Here is a 14,988-nt window from a genome sequence, read left to right on the forward strand (position 1 = left end):
GTTCGGTTATTTTCAGACCCGGATCAGCTCATTTCTACGGTCTTGTGGGATGGCATTGTCGCCGCTGCGAGCATCAATCTTGGCGCGGGGCCAGATGACTTCGACGATAGCACCCACATGCGGAGTTGAAGCATCAATATTGGCATAAGGGTCGCGGCCATTGGCAAAGGTCAATTCGGCACCCGACCGCTCAAGCAGCGTTTTGGCAATAAAGAGGCCAAGCCCCATCCCCTCATATTCGGGACGCTGCTGTCGTTCTGCTGTCGTCTTGCGACGTCGGACAAAGGGGTCGCCAATCCGCCCCAGGAGCTGGGGTGGGAAACCACGCCCATCATCCATGATCCGCAAAGAAATGGTTTCGTCGTTCCAATGTGCCTCGACCGATACGCTGGACCGGGCAAAATCGACGGCGTTTTGTACCAGATTGCGCAGACCGTGAATAATCTCGGGTTGCCGCAGGATTGCGGGCTGTTCCGTTGCGGCGCCAGCATCAGGGTCCAACATGAATTCGACGGTTTTGCCCCGGTTGACATGTGGTTCCGCCGCTTCTTGCACGACGGTCATCAACGGGGCCTGGCGCAGATGCAGGTCATCCTTGCCGGCGCGGCCCATGTCTTGGAGGATATCTCGACAGCGGTCGGCCTGTTCGCGGATCAGGGCCGCATCCTCGCGCAGGTCAGGATGGTCCTCCAACTCTTCGAACAACTCGGAACTGGCCAATTTTATGGTGGCCAGAGGCGTGCCCAACTCGTGCGCGGCGGCGGCCACAACACCACCCAGATCAGTCAGTTTCTGTTCGCGCGACAGGGCCAGTTGCGTGGCGGACAAGGCGTCGGACATGGAATGGATTTCCGAAGTTACGCGGCGCGAGTAGGCACTGATGAAACAGATGGCGATGACAAGCGCGATCCAGTTCCCAAAGACAAAGATGTCGGGAATGCGCAGGATGAACCCCTGATACGTCCGCAAAGGCAGATGAAATTCAGAGAGCAATGTCACAATGACGATGGCGGTGGCCCCAAGCAAAAGGGTTGACCGGGTGGTCAGAACCGTGGCCGAAATGGTCACAGGGCCCAAAAGCAGCAAGGCAAAGGGATTGTGCAAGCCTCCCGTCAGAAACAGCAGAAAGCCGAGCTGTAACAGGTCAAAGAGAACCATCATCAGGTTCTCGCTTTCCGTCAAACGCTTGTTTTCCGGGAAGATAAAGATGGCGATCAGGTTGCCGATGACCGAAACACCGACAGCAAGGTAACACAGGCCCAATTCCAACTGGAGGTCATAGACGCGTTGGGCCACCGTGATCGCGATCAACTGACCCACAATGGCCACCCAGCGCAGCAAGATCATCGTGCGCAGCCTGATCCAGTTGGATCGTTGCTGTCCGGTCAAAAGGCCGATGTCGGGTTGCGCCATTGTGTCACTACTTCGTTTATTGCACTCAAACCTGCGTCTGATTAGCTGTCAACAAGACCGCTTGAACCGAGGTTTTCCATGACACGTATCATCGCACCCATCGCCGCCATTGTCGCCGCCCTTTTTCTGGGTGGGGTCTGGTGGATGACACAAAGCGATCAGGCCACGGGCCCCTTTGGTCAATGTCAGGCCACACAGGTGGCGGGCGACGGAAACAGCATCGGTGGGCCGTTTGAATTGGTGAACGCCGCAGGCGAAACCGTGACAGATGCCGATGTGATCACCGAGCCGAGCTTGGTCTATTTCGGCTATACGTTCTGCCCCGATGTGTGCCCCCTCGACACGGCGCGCAACGCTGAGGCCATTGACCTGCTGGCGGAACGGGGTGTTTCGGCCACGCCCGTCTTTATCTCGATTGATCCAGAGCGGGACACACCCGAGGTGGTTGGCGATTTTGCTTATAACCTGCATGAAAAGATGATCGGCCTGACCGGATCCGAAGCACAGGTGGCGGCAGCCAGCAAAGCCTACCGGACGTATTACCGGGCGCAGGACAAAAGTGATGAGTTCTATTTGGTGGACCACTCCACCTTCAGCTATCTGGTTTTACCCGAACATGGCTTTGTCGAATTCTTTCGCCGCGACGTGACAGCCGACGCCATGGCAGACCGCATCGCCTGCTTTGTTGAAAATAGCTGAAAACACGGAAAAAATTGACGACCGCCATGTGCCGGGCCATATTCACCCAAACCCGCCCTAAAGAAGCGGTGGAGAACCGGAGGAAACCATGGCTGACACTGCGCTGAATGAATTGGGCGACGACCGTTCGCTGCTGTTGCTGGACGATGACGAGCCGTTTCTGCGCAGGCTTGCCAAGGCCATGGAAAAACGCGGGTTCGATGTTGAAACCGCCGAAACGGTGGCTGCGGGCAAGGCTGTGGCGACAGCCCGGCCTCCGGCTTATGCGGTGATTGATCTGCGTCTTGAGGATGGCAACGGCCTGGATGTGGTCGAAGTGTTGCGGGCCAAGCGCCCCGAGGCCCGAGTTGTTGTTCTGACTGGCTATGGCGCGATTGCTACTGCTGTGGCCGCGGTCAAGATCGGGGCGACGGATTATCTGTCCAAGCCCGCGGATGCGACTGACATCACCAACGCACTTTTGGCCACGGGCGACGATTTGCCTCCGCCCCCCGAAAATCCGATGAGCGCAGACCGTGTTCGGTGGGAACATATCCAGCGCGTTTACGAGCTGTGCGACCGCAATGTGTCCGAAACGGCCCGCCGGTTGAACATGCACCGCCGGACCTTGCAGCGTATATTGGCAAAACGTTCACCGCGTTGAGCCGTCAGACTGGGGTTTTCCACCCCAGACGTTGGAAGACTTTCTGAACAGAGAAGGTAACGACGCTGTGTCTATAGGTCGTAGCGTTTGAGCACTTTGTCGACCAACGTACCGTCGGCCAGTTCGTAATCCTCGATCCGTCCGTAATCCACAAAACCGCGCGACTGGTAATAGATCAGTCCGCCCTCGTTATCGGCACGGATGTTCGCATTGATCCACTTGTAACCAATGTCCTTGGCCGCGGCGGTTGTCGCCTTGAACAGCTTCGACCCGATGCCGAGGCCCGTTTGGCCCACTTGCACAAAGGTGGCAATTTCCGCCGCCTCGGCGGGCAGATAGGTGGCCGAGGCGATCCATTGAAAACCGACGACCTCTTCGGCTTCGTTGACCGCCACATGCCAGGCGGATCTGCCGTCACTCGCGTTCATCCGATCCTGAATATCGCTGCCGGTGACGGGCTTGGTCAGGGCTGTTGTGCCGCCTTCGGCAATAATGACGTTCAAAAGCCGCGCCATGGAGGACGCATCAAGGGCGATAGCAGCGCGGACGTTGATCATGTGATGAGCCTCAGCAATGTAGCGTGGCGGTCTGTAAAGGCGGCGCGCGTCTCGACCGGCGGGCGCAGAACGATGGCGAGGTCGGTTATCAGGTTTGGGTCCGGCTTGCCGAAAAACTTGCTTGCCTCAGCCTCGGTAAAGCCTGCGATCTGCGTGGCTTCCATCCAGGCGCTGATCTTGTCTGCCTTCTTGATCTGGCGCTTGATATTCTGGGGCACCTTGGCAGGCAGGCCAAAGCGGATATGTACCGCCGCCTCGATCCGTTCATCCAACGCGCCATAGCCTGGGCCGACAGCCGCCTTGACCGGCGAAATCATGTCACCGATCACATATTCAGGTGCGTCATGCAGCAACGCAGCCAATTGCCATTTGGCCGGGGCCTTGGGCGCAATGCGGGAAAACAGAGTTTCCACCAACAGCGAGTGTTCCGCCACCGAATAGGCATAGTCGCCAATCGTCTGCCCATTCCACCGCGCAACAAAAGCAAGACCGTGAGCGATGTCCTCGATCTCGATATCCATCGGGGTCGGGTCCAGCAGGTCGAGCCTGCGACCGGACAACATGCGTTGCCATGCGCGCGGTTGCTTGGCCATGAGGGCCCTCTCTCATCTTGTAGGGAACTTCTCGCGTCCTCCTTGCGTTCTTTCCATGAAGGAGAGTGTTATGAAACCCATTTTTTGGACTGGTCTGACCCTGAGCGCCGCAATGATCCTGACACCTGTCATGGCCGTGGCAGAGCGTGTTTGCAGCCCCGCCTCGGAAATGGAAGCAAGCCTGAAGGACTGGTACGGCGAGACGCCGGTTCCCGGAGCCGACGCGCCACAGACGCAATTGTGGGCATCTGAGGCAACGGGCACGTGGACTCTTGTCAAGTATCGGGCGGATGGCACCTCTTGTGTCGTGGCGCAGGGCACAGATTGGGCGGGTGAGCACGCCGACCTGATGCTTGCCGCATTGGGCGACTGAGGAAACCCTTGCCAAACTGGCGCATTGAGCCGCGCGGCAGAACCTGATAGCGGATCGTCCGACCCAAATTGAGGACGTTCAGGATGAGCCAAGATTACATCGTCAAAGACATCGCGCTGGCCGAGTATGGCCGCAAAGAATTGAACATCGCAGAAACAGAAATGCCGGGCCTGATGGCGTTGCGTGAAGAGTATGGCGAATCAAAGCCGCTCAAGGGAGCGCGCATCGTTGGCTCGCTGCACATGACCATTCAAACGGCTGTTCTGATTGAAACACTGGTTGCGTTGGGTGCTGATGTGCGCTGGGCGTCGTGCAACATCTTCTCGACCCAGGATCACGCCGCCGCAGCGATCGCTGCTGGCGGCACGCCTGTCTTTGCCATTAAGGGCCAGAGCCTGGAAGAGCACTGGGATTACCTAGACAAGTCGTTCATGTTCCCCGACGGTCCCAACCTGATCCTCGACGATGGCGGCGACGCGACCCTCTATATCCTTCTGGGCGCTCGCGCCGAAGCTGGCGAAGATATCATCGCCGTCCCCCAATCCGAGGAAGAAGTCGCGATCAAGGCGCAGATCAAAAAGCGCATGGAAGCAAGCCCCGGCTGGTTCACCAAGATGCGCGACCAGATCGTTGGCGTTTCCGAGGAAACCACCACCGGTGTCCACCGCCTCTATGACCTGTTCAAGAATGGCCAACTGCCCTTCCCTGCGATCAACGTGAACGACAGCGTGACCAAATCGAAGTTCGATAACAAATACGGCTGTAAGGAATCGCTGGTCGACGGCATCCGCCGCGCCACCGACACCATGATGGCCGGCAAGGTTGCCGTCGTCATGGGCTACGGCGATGTGGGCAAAGGGTCGGCGGCGTCGCTCGCCGGTGCAGGTGCGCGCGTCAAGGTCACCGAAGTTGACCCCATCTGCGCGCTTCAGGCCGCGATGGACGGGTTCGAGGTTGTCCTGCTTGAGGACGTGCTGGACAGTGCAGACATCTTTATTACCACGACCGGCAACAAGGACGTGATCCGCATCGAGCATATGCGCGAGATGAAGGACATGGCCATCGTCGGCAACATCGGCCACTTCGACAACGAAATACAGGTTGCCGCGCTGAAGAACCACAAATGGACCAACATCAAGGAACAGGTGGACATGATCGAGATGCCGAATGGCAATCGTCTGATCTTGCTGTCCGAGGGCCGTTTGCTGAACCTTGGCAATGCCACGGGTCACCCCTCCTTTGTGATGTCGGCCTCCTTCACCAACCAGGTGTTGGCGCAGATGGAACTGTGGATGCGTGGCGATCAGTACAAGAACGAAGTCTACATCCTGCCGAAGCATCTGGACGAGAAAGTGGCCCGCCTGCACTTGGACCGGATCGGTGTGAAGCTGACCAAGCTGGACCCGGAACAAGCCGCCTATATCGGCGTCGCACCCGAAGGGCCGTTCAAGCCAGAGCATTACCGCTACTGATCTGTCCTGCCAGACTGAACTGAACCGCCGCGTTCCCACCAGGGAGCGCGGCGGTTTGCGTTTGAATCCGTATCTTTTGGCGGCATATCCCCTTACGCTTTGCGCATTGCGTTGAAGTGTTTGAACAAAGGGCCATGAGATGAGCGGACAAAAACCAAAACGGGTCGGCTTTGTGCTTTATCCCGGGAATACGCTGCTGGATTTCGCCGGGGCCACACAGGTCTTTGCCAGTTGGGCAACTCAAGGCGGGTGGGAGCCTGTCTGGCTTGGCCCGGCGGCAGCATCCAAATTTGACGCGGTTGATCCGGCTGGGGCGATGCCCGATCCAGACTGGGCGGTCGAGTTTGTGCCGCAAGACGGGGGTAAACCCGCCTCGATCTGGACCTCTGAGAACAGTTCGGTCATCCCACAACAGGCGTTTTGCGATCCAAACGGTGCGCCGCGCGACGACCTTGATCTCGACATCATCTACGTGCCGGGTGCGGGCGGGGCTGCGGTCGCGGCGGCGATGAATGACCGGCGATATATGGATTTTCTGGGCCAGTTCGCTGGGGTATCCGGCCCATGGGTCGGCGCGGTTTGCACCGGTACATTCATCATTGCAGCGGCTGGACTGCTCAAGGGCGCCAAGGCGACAACCCATTGGCGGTTGGTCCCGGCGCTGCCTGATCTGGTAGAACAAGGGTGGATTGGCGCGGTGCCGGATGGTTTCCCGCGGTCGTGCATCGACACGGAGCACAAGCGGTTCAGCGGCGGGGGTGTATCATCCTCGATCGATCTGGCGCTGGCGCTGATGGCACAATTCGAAAGCGGCCTTGAGACGGCAAACTGGTCCGGCCTGATGATCCAATACGAGCCGCAATTGCCCGAAGGGGTGGGGCGAGGCAATCCATTGGATCACAAACTCGATGGGATCACCAATCAGGCGATGACCTCGCCGGGTGTCACGGCGGCGTTTTACCAACCCATCGCGGATGCAGTTTCACGCATGGCGCGGACCTGACACCAGACCAAAGGGTTGGCCCGGAAGGCGGATGTAACTCCGCCCTACCGGTTAGTTGCTCAACGCGTTGCCAACACCCACGACCGACCCGATCAGGCCAAAGATGGTGCGGACCGAGTTGACGGGGCTTTCAGTCGCGACAACCAGATCGCCGGGATTGACGTGGAACTTGCCCGCTGAAAACAGGCCATCGGCCGTTGTCAGATCAATGGCAAAGACGACCTGGCGTTTGTCAGGGCCGCTGTAGTCAATACGCACCGCGTCTTGCGAATACTCGCGCAAGATCAGGATACCCTCGGGATTTGCCCGGTTTTCGGCCAAACCGCCAAGCATTGCCAAGGCTTCGATGGCGGTGATGTGCTCGCGGTCAAAGGGAACGATCTGTTGCGATCCGGTGGCCCCCAAGGCCACGAAATACCGGCTGTCTTCTTCTACCAGAACCTTGTCACCGCCGCGCAAGACGACATTGGCCGCCGCGCGTTCGTACAGGGTGTCGGCGCGGATCTCATAGGTGTTGCCACCCCGGATCACGCGTACCAGCGGATTGCTGAGCTGAGACGAAATACCGCCCGCCTGGGAAATAAAGCTCAGAATAGAATAGTTGCGGTTGGGCAAAGGATAAGTGCCGGGCGAGGCAAAGCCGCCCACAGCATCGACAGAGTTATCCAGACCGGGCGTCACTGACAATTGAACCTGCACGGAGGGCACAACGACCTCAAGCTGTTCGGCAATCGTGCTCCGCGCCCGTTCCGGGGTGCTGCCACGCACAAACACTTCGTTGATGTAGGGGACAAAGATTGTGCCGTCGGTGCCCACCAGAAGGTTGTCCATCGACACGTTCTTTTGCTGGCTGGACGTCAAAAGCGAGTTTTCCTGGTTGTCCCAGATCACCAGACTGATGCGATCACCGGTGCGGATCACGTTGGATTTGGGGCCGTGCTGCCCGCCAAACCAGTGATAGTGCCCGGCCCAGCCTGTCACAGGCCAGGCTTTCAGGTCATTGATGTTCGAGCGGCTCACCTGAACCACAGAGAAAGGCGCGCTTTCTTCGTCTTGCCCGGCGACGATTTCGCTCTGGATCGCCGCGCCACGCGGCAGGTTACAGGCGGCAACAAACAAAACTGTCAAAAGAACGGTCAGAACACGAATTGGGTTTTGCACAGCAGCTTCCTTAGCCTTCGTTCGGCTCAAATTTGTTGTGGTGTAGCCGGAAACGAGGACAAGACCTAGTCACTCCTTCCCACAATCGGCATCTTGCCGCTTGGGGCGTTGCCAAAACACCATAATTCCGAATCGCCGGTTGTATATCGTTCCTAACTTGCCTTTGAGGGCGGATTGCCCAGATCTTCGGCTTCGATAATGTCATCCGGCTCGGAAGGATCAACCACCGCAACTGCCGTTTCACCCGATGGCGCGCTGCCGACCAGCAGGGGCAGCATCTCTGATCCGCCGGGCAGGGCCACTTCGCTGTTCGGGGGGCGTTTCCAGGCCAGGGTGTCAAATGCGCCGCAATTATCACAGGTGGGGCCCCATTCGCCATGAATGTTCTGACAGTTATCGCAGACCCATTGCGGGCCGCGCGGTGCGCTCAGGGCGCGGGCCAACCAGCCCTGCACAACCGTGTCGCTGGCCCCTTGCCCACGCTCGATGGCAGCCATCAAGGTGACAGAGCGCGTCGTTGGATCGGTTTCCACCAGATCACCAAGGGCGCGACGGGCCTCCGGGAAATCTTCGGCAGCGATGTGCAATTCGGCCATCAGCATCCGGGTTTCCGGGTCATTCGGCTGCGCCTTGGCCAATTGGGCAAAGCGCTTGAGCCGTGCGGCGGCGTCCTCATCCGGTTCAATCGCGGCAAAGGCTGCGGCAAGGTCAGGGTGCGGATGCACCGACCAGGCTTTTTTTAGCACGCGGGTTGCGTATTTCTTTTGTCCGGTTTCGACATATCCCTGGGCGGCCATCACGGCGGCGGGGATCAGGTCGGGTGACTGTCGGTTGGCCTGAATGGCGGCCTCGCGCGCCTCGATGGTTTCGTCCTTATCGAGGATTTGCCGTGCCTCGCTGAGGGCCAGGACCGCATCCCGTCGCTTGTGAATATCGCGGGGCAGATGGCCGTGTTTCAGCTTGGCGCTCAGGGTCTGGCGCGCGCCCTTCCAGTCTTCCTTGTCCGCCTGCAGCTTGAGAAGAACATCCTGTGTTTCTTCGTGCTTGGGCTTGAGGGCAAAGGCGCGTTCGGCCAGTTGCAGGGCGGTATCGGTGTCGCCGTCGGCCAGCTTTTGCTTCATGATGCCGCGCACGCCGACAAAGCGGGTCGCCTCGTTCTCCACCAGCTTGCGATAGGTTTCTTCGGCTTTCTTTCGGTCGCCGGCCATTTCGGCAGCTTGGGCCGTCAGCAGGTTCGTCAACTCGGGGCGATCCAGATACTTGTTGGCCTTTTCCGCCTTGGCAAGGGCCGCGCGCCCATCACCAGAGGCAAGCGCCATCATCCCTTCGGCCAAAGCGTCAAAGCCACGGGCCGCCTTGTTACGCTCAAAGTACCGGGACAGCGCGGTCTCGTCCCCGCTCAGGAACTTCCAGCCCGCGACCAAAAGACCCATCAGCTTGAGGCCCAACCAGATCGCCAGCACCAACAGGACAAAGCCCACAACCGATTGCAGAGGGTCGAGCGTATATTCACTGCCCGCCACCACGATGCGCACGCCGCCCTCGGATTCAAGAAGCCATCCGGCGCCAAGTGCCAGCGCAGCCACAGCCGCGATGAAAACGATAATTTTTACCAAAGACCAGATCATGAAGGGGCCCCTTAAAATGCCGACAGGCGTTCCGCCAATGCGTTGGCCGCCGAAACGGCATCGTGACGCGATTGCGCCTGTTCAATCCATGTCGCCATGGCGTCTTGTGCGGGGGCGGGCAGGGTCTGGGACTCTGCCAATGCGTCCCCCAAACGACCTGCGCGCACCGCTGCCTCGATCCGCGACAGTACCGCATCGGGGTCTGAGCCTTCGCGCGGTTCAACCGATCGTGCGCCCAATTGCCGTTGCAGGAACCCGCCTAGGCCACCGCCACCTGCGTCTGCGCCCCGTGCGGCCGCCAATGCGGCTCGGGCGGCATCCGGCACCGTATCCTGAAGCGTGGCAAGCGATGGCACGCCATCGGCAGCCGCATCCCGCAACGCCTGCGGCACGTCCGCTGTGCCCGATTGTTCCAGATCACCCAAGGCCGCCGCAAAAGGCGCGCCTGTGTCAACGGCGGACAGGATGCGAGTCATCGCAGCACGGGCGAGTGTCGCTTGCGCTGCGGTTTCGGCGTCGTCCTTGACCAAACGGGCATCTGCCAAAAGGCGATCAATCTCGTCTTGTTGGGCCGTGGCCGTGGCGCGCAGTTCTGCAACCGCGGCATCTATGGCGTCCGTTGGGACGGGTCCGCCAGTGACGGGCCGGTTTTCCAGTGCCGCGATCCGATCCGCCAACGCGGCCAGTTCTGCCTCGATCCCGCTCAGGTCCGGGTCACTGGCAGGGGCTGGTACTGCAGGCGCTTGGGGTTCGGGCAGTGCGGCAACGGTTGCCTCCAATTCGGCCAGCCGATCATTGGTGGTGGCAAGATCACTGGTCAGCGCGCTGTCATCATAGACCGCTGCCGCTGGCGTTTCTTCGGGTGCCGTGGCGCGCGCCGCGATAAAGCCGACCATGGCGGCCACAATCCCGCCAAAGACGAGAGGAATAAAGATGCTGCGCTGAGGCTCAGGCTGGACAACGGGCAGTGGGGCAGGGGCCGCTTTCTCAGGCTCAGGCTCAGGCTCAGGCTCAGGCTCAGGCTCAGGCTCAGGCTCAGGCTCAGGCTCAGGCTCAGAAATTGCGTCGCCATCGGCGGTCACCGATAATTCATCCTTATCCGAAATCGCATCAGCGGCGTCCGCATCGCCCGTTACGCTATCGGCAATCTCTGCATCCAGAGTCGCGTTATCATCGCCAAGACTGGTATCGGAGGTATCGGCCCCGGCCTCATCCGTCATAACCGTATCGTCGCCCGCCGCGCCCATTTCCGGGGCGGGGGTTTCAGCTGCGGACAAACTGTCATTTTCGGCTTCAGATGGCGCGCCGTCTTCGGTCGTCGCAATGACCGTTTCGGCTGTTACATCCTCTGCGGTGGTCGGATCACTGGTGGCTTTTGTCTTTGAACTTTTACGCTTGGCCAAGATCCTACCTTTCCGATTCTCACCTTGTGGGCCGTAACCCACCGGGGAAGTCTACTCTGACCCTTGCCCCCCCTCAACCCGAAGGCAGGTCAGAAAGCACGCGGGCGATTGCGTCGCACATTGCAGTGGCATCCGGGGTGGCAGCAACGGACACAGCGCCATAAGACCCTTGCACCAGAGCATCTGCAACCGCTTCACTTAGGGCGATTGCGCGCACTGTCCCGGCCTGAGGCACCTGGCTGGCAAATTGATGCGCGGTGCGGGGCGAAAAAAGGGGAAGGATCAGGGGCTTTCCCCCCTGGATCAGTGCGCGGGCCTCATGTGTCAGGTCTTGGGCGACCTGATCGTAAACGGCCACGGATCGGGTTGGGATACCATGGGCGGTCAGCCGTTCGGCGATATCGCCGCGTTTGTGCACGCCCGACACATGGATCAGGGGCGATAACGGGGGATCTGCGATCAGGCTGGCAACCAGATCATCGGCATTCCTGCCCCGCCGCTCGGCGATCCACCCTCTGGAGCAGGCGGCGTCGGTCGTGGCCGCGCCGACGCAATAGGCCACGCGCTCCGCGCCATCCGGCCCATAATGCACCCCATTGGCAGAGGTGAAAATCGCTGCCTCATCCTCAAAGGCGATCGCAACGTTCAGCGGTTTGATCGCGATCAGGGGGGCATAAACCGGCACGACCTTTGGGCGGAGGACGGCGGGCAACGACGCCACAAACCGTTCTGCCGCGCCGCGCGGGCGCGTCATCAACAAAGGGACTGGATCAGGGGATGCATTGTTTGCCACGGCTTTGGGTGTTACCTCGCCCGCGTGCGCCGCGCAACAAAAGCAGACAGAAATGACGACCCCTTTGACCCTTCTCGGCATCGAAAGCAGCTGCGATGATACAGCAGCGGCTGTTGTGCGTGGTGTGCCGGGGGATATGGAAATCCTGTCTTCAGTCGTCTTTGGGCAGACGGAATTGCACGCGTCCTTCGGCGGTGTTGTTCCCGAGATTGCCGCGCGCGCCCATGCCGAACGGCTGGATGTCAGCGTCGTCGGCGCCTTGGAGCAAGCAGGTGTCGCTTTGGCCGACGTCGATGCGATTGCCGTGACATGTGGCCCGGGTCTGATCGGCGGGGTCGTGTCGGGCGTGATGATGGCCAAGGGGCTGTCGGCAGCCACTGGTAAACCGCTTTATGGGGTGAACCATCTGGCGGGTCATGCGCTGACGCCGCGCTTGTCCGATGGCGTGCCCTTTCCCTATCTGATGCTGCTGGTTTCTGGCGGGCACTGCCAGTTCCTGATTGCGCATGGGCCGGACAGGTTCGAGCGTTTGGGTGGCACTATCGACGACGCCCCCGGCGAGGCTTTTGACAAGGTCGCCCGGCTGATTGGTCTGGGACAGCCCGGTGGCCCGGCGGTCGAGGCGGCTGCGAAAACCGGCGACCCCAAGCGTTTCGCTTTCCCCCGGCCGCTACGGGACAAGCCCGGCTGCGACCTCAGCTTTTCCGGCCTCAAGACCGCTGTTCTGCGCGCCCGGGATGGTCTGGTGGCGGGTCAGGGCGGACTGCACGCACAGGATCAGGCCGACCTTGCCGCGTCGTTTCAGATGGCCGTGGCCGACAGCCTGGCGGGCAAAAGCACCCGTGCCCTGCAACGGTATTCAGAGCTGTCGCCGGCGGTACCCACCTTCTGTGTGGCCGGGGGCGTGGCCGCAAATATGACAATTCGTGACTTGTTAGAGACTGTTTCGGCGTCCGCAAACACCACCTTCCTCGCACCGCCCTTGTCGCTTTGTACTGATAACGCAGCCATGATCGCCGCCGCCGGGATCGAACAAATGCCGCTGCGGCCGCCCGACGACATGGGGCTGTCCGCGCGACCCCGAATGCCGCTGGACACGCAAAGCGCTGCCATGCTCGGATCGGGTAAAAAGGGGGCCAAGGCATGAGCGTGGCCGTTATTGGCGCGGGGGCCTTTGGCACCGCTCTGGCCATCGCTTTGGCACAAACGCAGCCCATAACGCTTTGGGCGCGGGACGCGGATCATGTGACCGAAATGGCGAAGCATCGAGAAAACAAAAGGCGGCTCTCGGGTGCCCTTTTTCCTGACCAACTTACCGTTTCGACCAATTTAGAGACCGTTTTAGACGTCGATATCATCCTTCTCGCCATGCCGATGCAGGCGCTGGCGGGTTTTGCAAAAGCCAACGATCTAAGCACCAAAACGGTCGTTGCTTGCTGCAAAGGCATCGACCTGACCACGGGCCAAGGCCCAAGCGCGATCCTTGCGGATGCCGCGCACGTGGCCATCCTGACGGGCCCAAGCTTTGCCAAGGATATCGCCACTGGACTGCCGACCGCCCTGACCCTCGCCTGTGCCTCCGCCGACATAGCGACACAGCTACAGCAGATGCTTTCGACGCCAACGCTCAGGCTGTATTCCAGCACCGATGTCATCGGGGCCGAACTCGGCGGCGCATTAAAAAACGTGATTGCCATTGGTTGCGGCGCGGTCATGGGCGCAGGGCTTGGCGACAGCGCGCGCGCGGCCCTCATGACACGTGGCTTTGCCGAGATGCAGCGGGTTGCGGCCACGATGGGCGCGGAACCTGAAACGTTGATGGGTCTCAGTGGTCTTGGTGATCTCACGCTCACATGCACGTCAGACCAGTCGCGAAACTACCGGCTTGGCCTTGCCCTTGGTGCGGGAACGGATTTTGATGGTGCCATTACGGTCGAGGGTGCGGCGACGGCGCGGGCCTTGCGCAAAATGGCCCGAAATCACGGGCTGGATTTGCCCATCTGCCTGACCATTGCCGATCTGGTGGACGGCACGTTGACGATAACCGGGGCGATTGACCGTTTGCTGGCGCGCCCCCTGCGGGAGGAATGATAATGCTTTATGCCCTGATGGCCTGGGACAAGGATGGCGCGCTGGATGTGCGGATGGAAAACAGGCCTGATCACCTCGCCTATCTCGACAGCACCGGCGTCGTGCGGCAGGCGGGCCCGTTCCTGAACGACGATGGTCAGCCTTGCGGTTCGCTGATCGTGCTTGAAGTGGATGACATGGCGGCGGCACAAGCCTGGGCCGACAACGATCCCTATGCCAAAGCGGGCCTGTTTCGCGATGTGCAGATCAGCGCCTGGAAACAGGTGATCGGCGGATGAAATACTGGCTGTTCAAATCCGAGCCCAGCACCTGGAGCTGGGATGATCAGGTTGCCAAAGGGGATGCGGGCGAGGAATGGGATGGCGTCCGCAACTATCAGGCCCGCAATTTCATGCGCGAGATGAAGGTGGGCGACCGGGGCTTCTTTTACCACTCGCAAAAGGAAAAATCGGTGGTTGGTATCGTCGAGGTGATCGCCGAGGCACATCCCGACAGCACGACCGATGATGACCGTTGGGACTGTGTCGACATCAAGGCCATTGGTCCGGTGAAAACGCCCGTCACGCTTGAGATGGTCAAGGACGACCCGCGCCTATCGGACATGGCGCTGATCCGCAATTCGCGCCTGTCGGTGCAGCCGGTCACAGAGGCCGAATGGCAAATCGTCTGCGAGATGGCGGGTGTTGCACTATAATTCCTAGGGATTTGTGCGAAAGTCTGGCACCTTTGGGCTCACAAAGCCAAAGGAGGGAATGATGGATTTTCTTGCAGTTGTTGTCGCGGGTGTGGCGGGCTTCATGTTTGGGGCTGTCTGGTACACGGCCCTGGCCAAACCGTGGATGGCCGCATCGGGAGTGGCCCTGAATGATGCGGGGGATGCCCCGGCGAACCAATCAGACCCAATTCCCTACATCACCAGCATCATCGGCGCGATCCTCGTCGCAGGGATGATGCGGCATGTCTTTGCGCTGAGCGGAATTGACACCTTTGGCGAAGGGTTGGTGTCGGGCCTTGGCGTGGGGCTGTTTCTGGTATCGCCCTGGATTGCCACATTCTACGGGTTTAGCGGCCGACCCTTCCCGTTGACGCTGATCGACGGGGGTTACGCCACATTCGGCTGCACCGTGATCGGCGCGGTTCTGATGCTGTTTTGACGAAA

The 14,988-nt window shown here is 60.1% G+C and carries 17 protein-coding genes; 10 read left to right on the forward strand and 7 right to left on the reverse strand.

The genetic code is table 11. The features are described 5' to 3' along the window. Positions 1-12: 12 nt before the first annotated feature. Positions 13-1,413: a sensor histidine kinase RegB gene (regB, locus tag Q1A44_RS02675; RefSeq protein ID WP_299619252.1), complete on the reverse strand. Its 1,401-nt coding sequence runs from the start codon at positions 1,411-1,413 to the stop codon at positions 13-15. A gap of 78 nt (positions 1,414-1,491) precedes the next feature. On the opposite strand from regB, the gene Q1A44_RS02680 reads away from it, so the two are divergent. Continuing rightward, the gene (locus Q1A44_RS02680) at positions 1,492-2,112 is read left to right on the forward strand and encodes an SCO family protein (protein ID WP_299619255.1); all 621 of its coding nucleotides are present in this window, start codon (positions 1,492-1,494) and stop codon (positions 2,110-2,112) included. Positions 2,113-2,200: 88 nt separating this feature from the next. Further along, positions 2,201-2,755 carry an ActR/PrrA/RegA family redox response regulator transcription factor gene (locus Q1A44_RS02685; protein ID WP_299619258.1) on the forward strand — a complete coding sequence of 185 codons (555 nt, stop codon included), beginning with the start codon at positions 2,201-2,203 and terminating at the stop codon, positions 2,753-2,755. A 71-nt stretch (positions 2,756-2,826) separates the two neighbouring features. On the opposite strand, the gene Q1A44_RS02690 is transcribed toward Q1A44_RS02685, so the two are convergent. Both Q1A44_RS02690 and Q1A44_RS02695 read right to left on the reverse strand, forming a co-directional pair. After that, positions 2,827-3,312: a GNAT family N-acetyltransferase gene (locus Q1A44_RS02690; RefSeq protein WP_299619262.1), complete on the reverse strand. Its 486-nt coding sequence runs from the start codon at positions 3,310-3,312 to the stop codon at positions 2,827-2,829. Then, entirely contained in the window at positions 3,309-3,905 is a 597-nt protein-coding gene (locus Q1A44_RS02695; protein WP_299619265.1) for an HD family hydrolase, read from the reverse strand. The genes Q1A44_RS02690 and Q1A44_RS02695 overlap by 4 nt, the downstream gene beginning before the upstream one ends. Before the next feature lie 70 nt (positions 3,906-3,975). Here Q1A44_RS02695 and Q1A44_RS02700 point away from each other — a divergent pair, with 70 nt between their 5' ends. The 3 genes from Q1A44_RS02700 (at position 3,976) to Q1A44_RS02710 (ending at position 6,753) form a co-directional block, all read left to right on the forward strand. Continuing rightward, on the forward strand, positions 3,976-4,278 hold the full coding sequence (locus Q1A44_RS02700) for an S-adenosyl-L-homocysteine hydrolase (RefSeq protein ID WP_299619268.1): 303 nt from the start codon (positions 3,976-3,978) through the stop codon (positions 4,276-4,278). Positions 4,279-4,361: 83 nt separating this feature from the next. After that, positions 4,362-5,750 carry an adenosylhomocysteinase gene (gene ahcY / locus Q1A44_RS02705; RefSeq protein WP_299619271.1) on the forward strand — a complete coding sequence of 463 codons (1,389 nt, stop codon included), beginning with the start codon at positions 4,362-4,364 and terminating at the stop codon, positions 5,748-5,750. A gap of 139 nt (positions 5,751-5,889) precedes the next feature. Further along, a complete protein-coding gene (locus tag Q1A44_RS02710) occupies positions 5,890-6,753 on the forward strand; it encodes a DJ-1/PfpI family protein (RefSeq protein WP_299619274.1) in 864 nt (287 codons plus the stop codon). 51 nt (positions 6,754-6,804) lie between these two features. On the opposite strand, the gene Q1A44_RS02715 is transcribed toward Q1A44_RS02710, so the two are convergent. From Q1A44_RS02715 to Q1A44_RS02730, 4 genes are all read right to left on the reverse strand, one after another. Further along, a complete protein-coding gene (locus Q1A44_RS02715; RefSeq protein WP_299619277.1) occupies positions 6,805-7,914 on the reverse strand; it encodes a polysaccharide biosynthesis/export family protein in 1,110 nt (369 codons plus the stop codon). A gap of 152 nt (positions 7,915-8,066) precedes the next feature. After that, positions 8,067-9,542: a heme biosynthesis HemY N-terminal domain-containing protein gene (locus tag Q1A44_RS02720; RefSeq protein ID WP_299619280.1), complete on the reverse strand. Its 1,476-nt coding sequence runs from the start codon at positions 9,540-9,542 to the stop codon at positions 8,067-8,069. 11 nt (positions 9,543-9,553) lie between these two features. After that, positions 9,554-10,945, reverse strand: coding sequence for a hypothetical protein (locus Q1A44_RS02725; protein WP_299619283.1), 1,392 nt, complete (start codon positions 10,943-10,945; stop codon positions 9,554-9,556). A 73-nt stretch (positions 10,946-11,018) separates the two neighbouring features. Further along, positions 11,019-11,699 (reverse strand): uroporphyrinogen-III synthase, encoded by a 681-nt coding sequence (locus Q1A44_RS02730; RefSeq protein ID WP_299619286.1) that lies wholly within the window; start codon positions 11,697-11,699, stop codon positions 11,019-11,021. Positions 11,700-11,790: 91 nt separating this feature from the next. Here Q1A44_RS02730 and tsaD point away from each other — a divergent pair, with 91 nt between their 5' ends. From tsaD to Q1A44_RS02755, 5 genes are read left to right on the forward strand one after another with little or no spacing between them, the layout of a single operon-like run. Beyond that, positions 11,791-12,885, forward strand: coding sequence for a tRNA (adenosine(37)-N6)-threonylcarbamoyltransferase complex transferase subunit TsaD (gene tsaD, locus Q1A44_RS02735; RefSeq protein ID WP_299619289.1), 1,095 nt, complete (start codon positions 11,791-11,793; stop codon positions 12,883-12,885). Beyond that, a complete protein-coding gene (locus Q1A44_RS02740; RefSeq protein WP_299619292.1) occupies positions 12,882-13,829 on the forward strand; it encodes an NAD(P)H-dependent glycerol-3-phosphate dehydrogenase in 948 nt (315 codons plus the stop codon). The genes tsaD and Q1A44_RS02740 overlap by 4 nt, the downstream gene beginning before the upstream one ends. Before the next feature lie 2 nt (positions 13,830-13,831). After that, entirely contained in the window at positions 13,832-14,107 is a 276-nt protein-coding gene (locus tag Q1A44_RS02745; RefSeq protein ID WP_299619295.1) for a YciI family protein, read from the forward strand. Then, a complete protein-coding gene (locus Q1A44_RS02750) occupies positions 14,104-14,523 on the forward strand; it encodes an EVE domain-containing protein (protein ID WP_299619298.1) in 420 nt (139 codons plus the stop codon). The genes Q1A44_RS02745 and Q1A44_RS02750 overlap by 4 nt, the downstream gene beginning before the upstream one ends. Before the next feature lie 58 nt (positions 14,524-14,581). Beyond that, positions 14,582-14,983, forward strand: coding sequence for a DUF1761 domain-containing protein (locus tag Q1A44_RS02755; protein ID WP_366942590.1), 402 nt, complete (start codon positions 14,582-14,584; stop codon positions 14,981-14,983). Positions 14,984-14,988: the final 5 nt, after the last annotated feature.

The organism is uncultured Tateyamaria sp. (assembly GCF_947503705.1).
In the GTDB taxonomy this organism is placed as follows: domain Bacteria; phylum Pseudomonadota; class Alphaproteobacteria; order Rhodobacterales; family Rhodobacteraceae; genus Tateyamaria.

Coding starts and splice junctions, on each gene's coding strand:
- regB (WP_299619252.1), bottom strand. CDS start 1,413: ATGGCGCAACCCGACATCGGCCTTTTGACCGGACAGCAACGATCCAAC.
- Q1A44_RS02680 (WP_299619255.1), top strand. CDS start 1,492: ATGACACGTATCATCGCACCCATCGCCGCCATTGTCGCCGCCCTTTTT.
- Q1A44_RS02685 (WP_299619258.1), top strand. CDS start 2,201: ATGGCTGACACTGCGCTGAATGAATTGGGCGACGACCGTTCGCTGCTG.
- Q1A44_RS02690 (WP_299619262.1), bottom strand. CDS start 3,312: ATGATCAACGTCCGCGCTGCTATCGCCCTTGATGCGTCCTCCATGGCG.
- Q1A44_RS02695 (WP_299619265.1), bottom strand. CDS start 3,905: ATGGCCAAGCAACCGCGCGCATGGCAACGCATGTTGTCCGGTCGCAGG.
- Q1A44_RS02700 (WP_299619268.1), top strand. CDS start 3,976: ATGAAACCCATTTTTTGGACTGGTCTGACCCTGAGCGCCGCAATGATC.
- ahcY (WP_299619271.1), top strand. CDS start 4,362: ATGAGCCAAGATTACATCGTCAAAGACATCGCGCTGGCCGAGTATGGC.
- Q1A44_RS02710 (WP_299619274.1), top strand. CDS start 5,890: ATGAGCGGACAAAAACCAAAACGGGTCGGCTTTGTGCTTTATCCCGGG.
- Q1A44_RS02720 (WP_299619280.1), bottom strand. CDS start 9,542: ATGATCTGGTCTTTGGTAAAAATTATCGTTTTCATCGCGGCTGTGGCT.
- Q1A44_RS02730 (WP_299619286.1), bottom strand. CDS start 11,699: ATGACGCGCCCGCGCGGCGCGGCAGAACGGTTTGTGGCGTCGTTGCCC.
- tsaD (WP_299619289.1), top strand. CDS start 11,791: ATGACGACCCCTTTGACCCTTCTCGGCATCGAAAGCAGCTGCGATGAT.
- Q1A44_RS02740 (WP_299619292.1), top strand. CDS start 12,882: ATGAGCGTGGCCGTTATTGGCGCGGGGGCCTTTGGCACCGCTCTGGCC.
- Q1A44_RS02745 (WP_299619295.1), top strand. CDS start 13,832: ATGCTTTATGCCCTGATGGCCTGGGACAAGGATGGCGCGCTGGATGTG.
- Q1A44_RS02750 (WP_299619298.1), top strand. CDS start 14,104: ATGAAATACTGGCTGTTCAAATCCGAGCCCAGCACCTGGAGCTGGGAT.
- Q1A44_RS02755 (WP_366942590.1), top strand. CDS start 14,582: ATGATGGATTTTCTTGCAGTTGTTGTCGCGGGTGTGGCGGGCTTCATG.